Source organism: Micrococcus sp. LASM2_SD2 (genome assembly GCF_057364565.1).
In genome coordinates this window covers 1-10,761 of the sequence record NZ_JBNFOB010000059.1, presented here as the reverse complement: position 1 = coordinate 10,761, position 10,761 = coordinate 1, and the positions used below count along the sequence as shown (strand labels likewise).

Here is a 10,761-nt window from a genome sequence, read left to right as displayed (position 1 = left end):
GTGTTTTCGCGGCGGCGGTGGCCGCGGGCGACGCTCGGCGGCGCGTGGCGCATCTCCTGGGACCCCTCACCGAGCGCCTGGTGACCCTGGATCCGCTGGCGCGCCTCGGTGGCGGCCGGCACGGCGGCGGCCTGGCTGCTCTTCGGCTCGCTGCTGCTGCACATGCCGATGTCCGCCACCCACATGACCGTCACCTCGATCGTGGGCGCCGGCCAGGACCAGACCTTCTCCTCCGTCCGCTGGGGTCAGCTGGCCCGGGTGGCGCTGTGGTGGGTGGCCACCCCGGCGGTGTGCCTGGTGCTGTCCTTCGTCCTGGCCAGCGGCGTGCTCGTGTTCGCCTGAGCGGGCGGACTCGGCCCCCGCTCCCCCGCTCCCAACGTTTTGGGGGCGGAGTTTCCCGGAATTCCGCCGGAATTGCGGGAAGGTTCGCCCTCACTCGGCCGGGTTCAGCCGCGCTGCCGCACCACCGGCATGCCCCGGGTGTCCAGGACGTGCAGCAGGCGCTCCTCGGCGTCCTCGCCCGGCTCGATGCCGCGCGGCAGACGGAACAGGAACACCATGCCCAGCAGCCACCAGGCACCGAGCAGCACGTAGGACATCACGTGGATCTGCGCCGGCATGCCCGGGATGTACAGGGACAGCAGGAAGGCGGTCAGGACGACGCCCGCGACGCCCAGCACGGTGCCTCCGGTGCGGCCCCCGGCGGCGAACGGGCGCTCCATGGTCGGCTCCCGGCGGCGCAGCACCAGGAAGACCACGCAGACCATGAGGTAGGTCAGCACGATGGATGGGGAGCCGGAGTCCACGAACCAGCCCAGCGCTCCGGCGCCCAGGAACGGGGCGATCACGGACAGGGCACCGATGAACAGCACGGCGTTGGACGGGGTGCGGTACTTCGGGTGCAGGCGGCCGAACCAGCGCGGCAGCATGCCGGAGACGCCCATCGCGTACATGAGGCGGGCGGCGCCCATGAGCAGGGCGATCCAGGAGGTCAGGATGCCGGCCAGGCCGCCGATGAGCAGGACGTTGCCCATGGCGGGGCTGTCGAAGAGGGCGGCCATGGAGTCGGCGGTGGCGAGGTCGGACTCGGCGAGCTGCTCGGCGGGCATGGCGGAGCCGTTGGTGAGGACCACCATCGCGTACCAGAGCGTCGCGCCGGCGACCGTGATGACCACCATGCGGCCGATCTTCTTCGCCGGCATCCTCAGCTCCTCCGCGGACTGCGGGATCACGTCGAAGCCGACGAACATGAACGGCACCACGATCAGCACGGTGAAGATGCCGGCAGCATCCGTGAAGAACGGCTCCATGTTGGACACCGATCCGTTGGTGCCCGCTCCGAAGATCAGCAGGAGGCCGATCGCCAGCAGGGCGCAGACCACGATGGTCTGGACGATGCCCGCGAGCTTCACGCCGATGTAGTTGATCCAGGTGATGACCACGGCGGCGCCGGCGCCCACGAGGGCCCAGACGAGGTACACCGGGGTGCCGAACGCGTCGTAGAGGTGCACGGACTCGATGCCCGGCCAGAGGTACCCGACGGTCCGTGGCAGGGCGACCGCCTCGAAGGCGACCACGGAGATGTAGCCGCCCGTGATGCCCCAGGAGCCGACGAAGGACCAGCGCGCGCCGAGGCCGCGGAGCAGGTAGTGGTGCTCTCCGCCGGCCTTCGGGATCGCGGACACGAGCTCCGCGTAGACCAGGCCGACGACGACCATGATGGCGCCGCCGCCGACCATGGCGATCACGGCGCCGAGGGTGCCGGCCTCCCTGAGCCAGTCTCCGGCCAGGACGACCCAGCCGAAGCCGATCATCGCGCCGAAGCCGATCGCGTAGGCGTCGAAGGGGCCGAGGACGCGCTTGAAGCCGGTGTCCTCGCCACCGTCGGCACGGGCGGAGGAGGCGGGTGGATGCTGTGGTGTGCGAGTGGACATCGAGGCTCCCCTTCTGGTTGGTGCGACGCCGGACCTCCGGGGCCTCAGTCCTCCGAGGTGCGGCGGGATGTGCTCGACCCTACTCGCCCTGTGCGTGATCTGTGTCATATGACAGTCGGACGTCAGAGTATTGGGCGGGGCCGGAGACCGACAGCCTGCGGCGTGGGGGCGGAGTTTCCCGGGATTCCGCCAGAATTCCGGGAAGGTTCGCCCTCACTCCGCCGGATTCCGCACTCGGAGGACAACGACGACGGCTCCGTCACCTCGTGAGGTGACGGAGCCGTCGCGTGGGGTCGCCTCCCGAGGAGGCGGTGCCGATCAGCCGAAGCGGCCGGACACGTAGTCCTCGGTCTGCTGGTTCGAGGGGTTGTTGAAGATGACGTTGGTCTCGTCGTACTCGATGAGCTTGCCCGGCTTGCCGACGCCGGCGATGTTGAAGAACGCGGTCTTGTCCGCCACACGCGCGGCCTGCTGCATGTTGTGCGTGACGATGATGACCGTGTACTCCTCCTTCATCTCGTTGATGAGGTCTTCGACGGCCAGGGTGGAGATCGGGTCCAGGGCCGAGCACGGCTCGTCCATGAGGATGACCTCCGGGGACACGGCGATGGTGCGGGCGATGCAGAGGCGCTGCTGCTGGCCACCGGAGAGGCCCGAGCCCGGCTTGTCCAGGCGGTCCTTGACCTCGCTCCAGAGGTTAGCGCCGCGCAGGGACTTCTCCACGATCGCGTCCGCGTTGGAGCGGGACAGGCGCGTGCCGTTGAGCTTGTAGCCGGCAAGCACGTTCTCCCGGATGGACATGGTGGGGAACGGGTTCGGACGCTGGAAGACCATGCCGATCTTGGAGCGGACGGCCACCGGGTCCACGCCGTTGGCGTAGATGTCCTCGCCGTCGAGCAGCAGGGAGCCGTCCACGTAGGCGCCCGGGAGCACCTCGTGCATGCGGTTGATGGCGCGAAGGAAGGTGGTCTTGCCGCAGCCGGAGGGGCCGATGAAGGCGGTCACGGAACGGGGGGCGATCTCGATGTTCACGCCCTCGACGGCCTTGAACTTGCCGTAGAAGACGTCGACGTCGATGGCCTGGATGCGCTTGGACATGTGCGGTATTCCTTCTGGGGAGTCGCTGTGGAGCGGGAGTCTGTGGGCCGGCGGTCCGGCACGGGGTGCATGCCCCGTGCCGGACCAGGTCAGCGGCCCTTCTTCGGGGCGAACGCCTTGGCGATCACGCGGGCGATCAGGTTCAGGCCCATGACGATCACGATCAGCACCAGGGCCGCGGCCCAGGCGCGCTGCAGGGACGGATCCGACGCGGTCGGCGAGGTCGGGGCGACCAGCTGACGATAGATGAACACCGGCAGCGCGGTCATCCACTCGTCGAACGGGTCCCAGTTGATGTTCATGGCGTAGCCCGCGGTCACGAGGATCGGGGCGGTCTCGCCGGCCACACGGGCGATGGCCAGGGTGACGCCGGAGGCGATGCCCGAGATGGCGGTCGGCAGGACCACCTTGAAGATGGTGCGCCACTTGCGCACGCCCAGTGCGTAGGAGCCCTCACGGAGCTCGTTCGGCACCACGCGCAGCATCTCCTCGGTGGAGCGCACCACCACGGGGATCATCAGCACGCACAGCGCGATCGCCGCGGAGAAGCCCATCTTCACGGCCTGCATGGCCGCCGGGCCGGGGCCCATGATCAGCTCCATGACGACCTGCATCATGGCGAAGGCGAAGAGGCCGGCCACGATGGACGGGATGCCGGTCATGACGTCCACGAAGAAGATGATGGCCCGGGAGAACCAGCTGTCCTTGCCGTACTCCACCAGGTAGATGGAGGTCAGCAGGCCGATCGGGACCGAGATGACCGTGGCGATCAGGGTGATGACCACCGTGCCGATCAGCGCGTGCACGAAGCCGCCGGGCAGGGCGCCGGCCGCGGACCCGGCATCCCGGTACGCGGCGTCGTCGGCGCCGGTGATGCCCGCCATGTCATAGAACAGGACCTGCGGCTGGGTCACCAGGGTCGGCACGCCGGTGGCCACCACGGACCAGATAACGGAGACCAGGGGGATCAGGGCGATGATGAAGGTGCCCCAGACCAGGTTCCGCCAGAGGTTGTCCGTGGCGCGGCGCCGGGTCTCCAGCATGTGGTCCACCACGTACATGCCGATCACGTAGAACAGACCGACCAGGACGGCGAAACCGCCGATGGCGAAGCCGCCGCCGGTGAGGACGAAGACGAGGACGGCGGCCAACGCCAGCGCGCCGGCCAGCACGGCCATCCAGGCCCACGTGGCTTCCGGCCGGAGCGCAGGGACGGGCTGTCCACGGAGATCTTCTGGGCTCCGCGGTGCCCCGGGCCGCCGGAGCCGGCCTGGGCGGGAGTGTGGTTCACAGTCGTGCTCATCAGTTGGCCCCCGAGAATTCCTTGTGCTTGTTCACGATCCAGCGGGCGACCATGTTCACGATCAGAGTGATGATGAACAGCATCAGGCCCGCGGCGATCAGCTCATTGAGTCGGATGCCGAAGGCCTCCGGGAAGTTCAGCGCGATCTCGGACGGGATCGTGGCGTTGGCGCCGGACTGGACCATGGACCAGCTGAACTGGCCCGGGGACAGGACCAGGGTGACCGCCATGGTCTCACCGAGGGCGCGGCCGAGTCCGAGCATGATCGAGGAGATGATGCCGGCACGCGCGAACGGGAAGACGGTCATCTTGATCATCTCCCAGCGGGTGGCGCCGAGGCCGAGGGCGGCCTCCTCGTGCAGCTTCGGGGTCTGGGAGAAGATCTCGCGGCACAGGGCGGTGATGATCGGCAGGATCATCACCGCGAGCACCACGCCCGAGGTCATGAGGGTACGGCCGGTGGTGGTCACGGAGCCGCCGAAGATCGGCAGGAAGCCGAGGTACTTGTGCAGCCACTCGTAGATCGGGACCATCAGCGGGGCCAGGGTGAGCCAGCCCCACACGCCGTAGACCACCGAGGGGATCGCGGCGAGCAGGTCGATCACATAGCCGACCGGCTGGGCGATCTTCGGCGGGGCGTAGTGGGAGATGAACAGGGCGACGCCCACCGCGATCGGGGTGGCGATCAGCAGCGCGGCGATCGCGGCCATGACGGTGCCCGCCATGAGCGGCCACACGTACTGGAAGAAGGTGTCCGCGGACTTGAGCTCCGTGTCGAAGGCCTCCGGGAACAGGGCCGGCAGCGACTTCCAGACGAGGAAGATCGCCACGAAGGCGAGCACCAGCAGGATGATGATGCCCGCGGCGAGGGCCAGACCGGAGAAGACCTTGTCTCCGGCGGCGCTGCCGCGGGAGGCCTTCAGGGTCGAGGACCGCGGGGCTGCGGTCTCGGTAGCAGGTGAGGTCACGATGCCTTCCCTTGGTTCAGTGGTGGACGGGTCCGCTCCGGCGGCCCGCGGGGATGAGACGGCTCTGCTCGTCCACGGCGTCAGCCGTCGACCCCGTTTGACACGGGGCCGACGGCTGACGGCGGCGTCACAGCGCGGAGTGGGTCAGGCGGATCAGCCCTGGGCGCCGATCGCGTCGATGCGCTCCTGGGCGGCCTTGCGGGTGTCCTCGGAGATCGGGGCGTTGCCCGCGGACTCCTCGGCGGTCTTCTGGCCGTCCTCGGAGATCACGTAGTTGGCGAAGGCCTTGACCTGGTCGGCGGTCTCCTGGTCCTGGTACTCGTTGCAGTAGATGTGGTAGGAGACCAGGACGATCGGGTAGACGCCCTCCTCACCGGTGGCGCGGTCGAGCTCGATGGAGCCGTCCTCCTTGCCCTCGGACTTGTCCACGGTGGCGGCGGCGGCCTCGGAGGAGTACTCGACGTACTCCTCGCCGACCTTCACCTTCACGGTGTTCATGCCCTCGGTGGCGGACGCATCGGCGTAGGTGATGGCACCGTCGGTGTCGGAGGCCAGGCCCACGACGCCCTTGGTGCCCTGGGCGGACTCGGCCTGGATCTCGGACGGCCAGGTCTCGACCTCGTCGTACTTCCAGGCGTCGCCGGCGGCCTCGGTGAGGTAGGCGGTGAAGTTCTCGGTGGTGCCCGAGTCGTCGGAGCGGTGAACGACGGTGATGTCCTTCTCCGGCAGCTCGACGCCCTCGTTCTGGTCGGCGATGGCCGGGTCGTTCCACTTGGTGATCTCGCCGGCGAAGACCTTGGCGATGGTCTCAGCGTCCATCTGGACACCCTCGACGCCCTCGAGGTTGTAGGCCACGGCGATCGGGGAGATGTAGGCCGGGACGTGGAAGGCGCCCTTGTCGCCGCAGACCTCCTTGGTCTGGCCGAGCTCCTCCTCGTCCATCGCGGCGTCGGAGCCGGCGAAGGAGTACTGGCCGGACAGGAAGCCCTCGCGACCGGAGCCGGAGCCGACCGGGTCGTACTTGACGGAGAGCTCCGGGGCGACGTCGGAGACGCCGGCGGTCCAGGCGCCCATGGCGGCCTCCTGCGACGAGGCGCCGCCGCCGGTGAGGGTGCCGGAGACCTGGGCGGCCTCGCCGCCGCCGTTCTCGGAGCCGCCGTTGGAGCCACCGCCGTTGTCGGCGGAGGAGCAAGCGGTCAGGGCCAGCGCGGCGACGGACAGGAGGGCCGCGGCGCGGCCTGCACGGAGAGCCTTCATCGGGAAGTGCCCCTTTCGGAGGTCGGATGACAGTGGTGACAGGAGCCCGTTCCGTTGAGGTGGGTCGCCCTGACGGGCACCCCGGTGGCTCCTGCGACGTCATTCAACCTACGGACGGTCTGTGAACCATGAGGCCGGGGAAGTTGAACGCTCGGTGAACTGCGGCTCACACTTCGTCACCGTTCTGTGACCTGGTCCACAGGGCGCCCGCAGAGGTGAGAGCCCGGCCACAGCTCCAGCGTCGCCCATGCCCGTCCGCCGGTAGGCTGGCGCACATGGAACAGCGTCAGTCCACCGCCACCGGCACCCTGCCGAGGGTGGAGGACCTCGGCATCCGGGAGCGGGCCCGGCGGTTCCTCAGCCGCCGCTCCCGAGCCGGCTGGAGGAGGGCCCGCTCGTCGGCGGGCCACGCCGGCCTGGCCACGTTCGCGGCGGTCGCCGCCTACTGGTTCGCGGAGGCGGTGCTGGGCCACGAGGGGCCGCTGTTCGCCGCGACGGCCACACTGGTGGGCCTGGGCTGGGGCCGTGAGCCCCGGCTGCGCCGCGTCCTGGAGGTCTCCTTCGGCTGCACGCTCGGCATCGTCATCGGGGACGCGCTGATGCTCGGCCTGGGCCGCGGCATGTGGCAGGCCGCGATCGTCCTGTTCGCCTCGATGATGATCGCCCGGTTCCTGGACTCCGGGCCGATCTTCGCCACGCAGATGTCCCTCCAGGCGGTGCTGGTCGTCCTCCTCCCCGCCCCGGCGGACGGGCCGTTCTCCCGGAGCCTGGACGCGATCGTCGGCGCCTGCTTCGCCCTCGGGGTCGCGTTCCTCATGCCGCACCGCACTCGCCAGTCCACGGCCAAGCGGCTCCAGCTGCTCTATGACCCCATGGTGTCCATCCTGAGGGACCTGTCCTCCGCCCTGCGCACCCACGACTCCCGGACCGCGTGGATGGCGCTGATCACCGGCCGCGGCACCCAGTCCGTGCTGGACGAGCTGCGCCGCGAGGTGAAGATGGCACGGGAGGTCACCACGTACTCGCCGCTGGAGCGCGGCTCCAAGGGGTTCGTCTCCGAGGTCGCCTATGCGGTGGACCGCTCGGACCTGGCGATCCGTTCCCTGCGCATCGTGGCCCGCCGGGTGGTCACGCTCATCGACTCGGGCTCCCTCACGGAGGAGGCGGCCGAGGCGTTCAGCAGCTGGTTCGACGAGGCCGCGGACGGGGTCGAGATCCTGCACCGCTCCTTCGACGAGCCCACGGTCTCCGGCCGTCGACAGGGCCGCCTGGGCGCGCGGGAGGCCCTCGGCGCCGCGGCCTCGGGTTTGCATCCGACCTCCCTGGGCGGCGGCTCCCTCCACGGCGAGGCCCTGGTGATGCTCCTGCGTCCGATGATGGTCGACCTGCTCGAGGCCACCGGCTGCGAGCACGAGGACGCCGTCGGCTACCTCCCCGGCCTCTGAGTCCGCCGCGCGGCCTCCACCCGTCCCCCGACGACGGCCCCTCACCTGCCCCGCTCCCCTCGCCTCCTCCACACGGCGGCCCGCACGGCCTACGCCGTCCGCGCCCACACCTAGAGTGGGATCCATGGCGAGTTCGAAGTCCTCCACCCGCAGGTCTCCCGGCTACAAGTGCACCGAGTGCGGCTGGACCACGGTGAAGTGGGTGGGCCGGTGCGGCGAGTGCCAGGCCTGGGGCACCGTGGAGGAGGCCGGGATGACGGCCACCACGGGCAAGACGAAGGCGGCCACCGTGGCGGCGGCCGCGCCCCGCATCGCGGACGTGGACGCCACCCTCGCCTCCTTCCGCAGCACCGGCGTCCGGGAACTGGACCGCGTCCTCGGCGGCGGCCTCGTGCCCGGGGCCGTGATCCTGCTGGCCGGCGAGCCGGGCATCGGCAAGTCCACGCTCCTGCTGGACGTGGCCGCGCAGACCGCCCGCGGCACGGACGGCGAGTCCAAGCCCGTCCTCTACCTCACGGGTGAGGAGTCGGCCGCGCAGGTGCGCTCTCGGGGAGACCGCATCGGGGCGCTGGCGGACACGCTGCACCTGGCGGCGGAGACGGATCTGGGCCGCGCGCTGGGGCAGATCGAGCGGATCCGGCCGTCGCTCGTGGTGGTGGACTCGGTGCAGACCCTGCAGTCGGCCGAGGTGGACGGCATCGCCGGCGGCGTCACCCAGGTGCGCGAGGTCGCCGCCTCGCTGATCCGCACGGCCAAGGAGAAGGGCATCACCACGGTGCTGGTGGGCCACGTGACCAAGGACGGCACGATCGCCGGCCCCCGGCTGCTCGAGCACCTGGTGGACGTGGTCTGCCAGTTCGAGGGCGACCGCCACTCGCGGCTGCGCCTGGTCCGCGCCGTGAAGAACCGCTTCGGCCCCACGGACGAGGTCGGCTGCTTCGACCTGCGGGAGGACGGGATCGAGTCCCTGGACGACCCCTCCGGGCTGTTCCTCTCCGGCACCGCCGAGCCGGTGGAGGGCACCTGCGTCACTGTGACGCTCGAGGGCCGCCGCCCCCTGGTGGCGGAGGTGCAGTCCCTGCTCACCCCGTCCGCCGGCGGGAGCCCCAGGCGCACCGTCTCCGGGGTGGACGCGGCCCGGGTGAACATGCTGCTGGCCGTGCTGCAGCGTCGGGCGCGCTTCGCCCTGGCCCAGGACGACTGCTACGTGGCCACGGTCGGCGGCGTCCGGCTCTCCGAACCGGCGTCGGACCTGGCGGTGGCGGTGGCGGTGGCCTCGGCGAAGCTCGGCGCTCCCGTGCCCACCGGCATGATCGCCGTGGGCGAGCTCGGCCTGGCCGGTGAGGTGCGCCCGGTGCCCGGCATCGGCCGTCGCGTGCGCGAGGCCGCCCGCCTGGGCTTCACCCGGGCGATCGTGCCGCGCTCTCCCGAGCCGCTGGGCGAGGTCCCGAAGGGGTTCACGGTCGCGCAGGTCGGCTCACTGTCCGAGGCGTTGGGCACCATCCCCACCTGGACCCGCTGACACCGTCCGGCGTCGTCCAGGACGACGGCAGGAGCCCGATCAGTCCTGCCGTGCCGGCTCGTCGTCCGTGAGGCGGAACGCGACGGTCGGGGAGCGGCGATCGCCCAGGGAGACCCGGAGCCGGTAGGAGCCGGGATCCACGAGGTCGCCGCGCTTCGTGCAGTCCTTCTCCGAGGTGCGCCGCGGCCACTCGAACAGGGCCGTCTGCTCGTCGTGCGGGACGAGGACCATGTCCTGGTCCTGTGGATCGGCCTGGCACACCTCGGTGGAGAAGACGTCCTCCCCCTCGGCGGTGGTGACCTCGAAGGCCTGCTGCGTGGTCCCGACGTTGAGCGTGCACGGCTCGGAGGACAGGTTCATGACCTTCAGCGCCAGCTCGGGGCGCTCGCCCCGGTCGTAGACCGTCTTGTCCGTGCCCGCGGTGACCTGGACCGCCGAGTCCCGGCACGGCGGCTCGAGGGCCGCCGGGCTGCTCGAGGACGGCGACGGGCTCGGCTCCTCCGAGGCGTCCTCGCTCGGCTCGTCCGACTGCCCGTCCGACGGGTCCTCCGAGGAGTCGGCGGACCCGTCCTTCGGTGACGGGGAGGCGTCCTGTGACGCCGACCGCGACGGGTCGCCCTCCTCCGGCGACGCCTCCTCGGAGGGCCGCTGCGCCGGGGCCGGGGACGTGCTCACGGCCGCCGGCCCGGGGTCCGCTCGGCCGGTCATGTCCTGCACCAACCGGGAGATCAGGCCACCGAGGGCGATGCCCGCGAGCACGAGGACCGCCACGACGACGACCGCCAGCGTGCCGACGACGAGGCGTCGCCGGCGGAACATCGCGGCACGCCGCCGGGCGCGCTCGGACTCGGTGGGGGAAGGGCCGTCCATCCCACCAGGGTAGGACCGGGGGCCACCACTACAGTGGACGCCATGCCCGAGGTCGCCGAACTCACTCCCACCGCCCGGGAACGGCTGCACACGGCGGTCCTGGACTGGTTCGACGTGCACGCCCGGGACCTGCCCTGGCGCAGCGCCGGCTGCTCGCCCTGGGGCGTGATGGTCTCGGAGATCATGCTCCAGCAGACCCCGGTGGCCCGCGTCCTCCCGCGGTGGCTGGACTGGATGGAGCGCTGGCCGGCACCCGCGGACCTCGCGTCGGCCTCCACCGCCGAGGTGCTCACCGCCTGGGACCGTCTCGGCTATCCGCGCCGGGCGCTGCGCCTGCAGCAGGGCGGCCGCGGCGATCGTTCGA

General features: G+C 70.7%; 9 protein-coding genes and 1 pseudogene. 4 read left to right on the top strand and 6 right to left on the bottom strand.

Going from position 1 to position 10,761, the window contains the following annotated elements; genetic code table 11:
• Nucleotides 1–108 precede the first annotated feature (108 nt).
• Nucleotides 109–342 (top strand): inorganic phosphate transporter, encoded by a 234-nt coding sequence (locus tag AC2W7A_RS05080; RefSeq protein WP_485990399.1) that lies wholly within the window; start codon nt 109–111, stop codon nt 340–342.
• A 104-nt stretch (nt 343–446) separates the two neighbouring features.
• Here the strand turns inward: AC2W7A_RS05080 and AC2W7A_RS05075 are convergent, their stop codons facing one another.
• The 5 genes from AC2W7A_RS05075 to AC2W7A_RS05055 all read right to left on the bottom strand — a co-directional run bounded on the left by AC2W7A_RS05075 (nt 447) and on the right by AC2W7A_RS05055 (nt 6,560).
• Entirely contained in the window at nt 447–1,934 is a 1,488-nt protein-coding gene (locus AC2W7A_RS05075) for an APC family permease (RefSeq protein ID WP_485990398.1), read from the bottom strand.
• 318 nt (nt 1,935–2,252) lie between these two features.
• Nucleotides 2,253–3,032, bottom strand: a complete 780-nt coding sequence (gene pstB, locus AC2W7A_RS05070) for a phosphate ABC transporter ATP-binding protein PstB (RefSeq protein ID WP_485990397.1) — start codon at nt 3,030–3,032, stop codon at nt 2,253–2,255.
• Between the two features lie 89 nt (nt 3,033–3,121).
• On the bottom strand, nt 3,122–4,210 hold the full coding sequence (gene pstA, locus AC2W7A_RS05065; RefSeq protein ID WP_485990396.1) for a phosphate ABC transporter permease PstA: 1,089 nt from the start codon (nt 4,208–4,210) through the stop codon (nt 3,122–3,124).
• A gap of 124 nt (nt 4,211–4,334) precedes the next feature.
• Nucleotides 4,335–5,303 (bottom strand): phosphate ABC transporter permease subunit PstC, encoded by a 969-nt coding sequence (pstC, locus tag AC2W7A_RS05060; protein ID WP_485990395.1) that lies wholly within the window; start codon nt 5,301–5,303, stop codon nt 4,335–4,337.
• A gap of 153 nt (nt 5,304–5,456) precedes the next feature.
• Nucleotides 5,457–6,560: a phosphate ABC transporter substrate-binding protein PstS gene (locus AC2W7A_RS05055; RefSeq protein WP_485990394.1), complete on the bottom strand. Its 1,104-nt coding sequence runs from the start codon at nt 6,558–6,560 to the stop codon at nt 5,457–5,459.
• Between the two features lie 275 nt (nt 6,561–6,835).
• On the opposite strand from AC2W7A_RS05055, the gene AC2W7A_RS05050 reads away from it, so the two are divergent.
• Both AC2W7A_RS05050 and radA read left to right on the top strand, forming a co-directional pair.
• Nucleotides 6,836–8,005, top strand: a complete 1,170-nt coding sequence (locus AC2W7A_RS05050) for an FUSC family protein (protein ID WP_485990393.1) — start codon at nt 6,836–6,838, stop codon at nt 8,003–8,005.
• A 124-nt stretch (nt 8,006–8,129) separates the two neighbouring features.
• On the top strand, nt 8,130–9,527 hold the full coding sequence (radA, locus tag AC2W7A_RS05045) for a DNA repair protein RadA (protein WP_485990392.1): 1,398 nt from the start codon (nt 8,130–8,132) through the stop codon (nt 9,525–9,527).
• Between the two features lie 39 nt (nt 9,528–9,566).
• On the opposite strand, the gene AC2W7A_RS05040 is transcribed toward radA, so the two are convergent.
• On the bottom strand, nt 9,567–10,397 hold the full coding sequence (locus tag AC2W7A_RS05040) for a hypothetical protein (protein ID WP_485990391.1): 831 nt from the start codon (nt 10,395–10,397) through the stop codon (nt 9,567–9,569).
• A gap of 42 nt (nt 10,398–10,439) precedes the next feature.
• Here AC2W7A_RS05040 and AC2W7A_RS05035 point away from each other — a divergent pair.
• Nucleotides 10,440–10,761, top strand: a pseudogene (locus AC2W7A_RS05035) (A/G-specific adenine glycosylase); the annotation flags it as partial.

Coding starts and splice junctions, on each gene's coding strand:
- AC2W7A_RS05075 (WP_485990398.1), bottom strand. CDS start 1,934: ATGTCCACTCGCACACCACAGCATCCACCCGCCTCCTCCGCCCGTGCC.
- pstB (WP_485990397.1), bottom strand. CDS start 3,032: ATGTCCAAGCGCATCCAGGCCATCGACGTCGACGTCTTCTACGGCAAG.
- pstA (WP_485990396.1), bottom strand. CDS start 4,210: ATGGCCGTGCTGGCCGGCGCGCTGGCGTTGGCCGCCGTCCTCGTCTTC.
- AC2W7A_RS05055 (WP_485990394.1), bottom strand. CDS start 6,560: ATGAAGGCTCTCCGTGCAGGCCGCGCCGCGGCCCTCCTGTCCGTCGCC.
- AC2W7A_RS05050 (WP_485990393.1), top strand. CDS start 6,836: ATGGAACAGCGTCAGTCCACCGCCACCGGCACCCTGCCGAGGGTGGAG.
- radA (WP_485990392.1), top strand. CDS start 8,130: ATGGCGAGTTCGAAGTCCTCCACCCGCAGGTCTCCCGGCTACAAGTGC.
- AC2W7A_RS05040 (WP_485990391.1), bottom strand. CDS start 10,397: ATGGACGGCCCTTCCCCCACCGAGTCCGAGCGCGCCCGGCGGCGTGCC.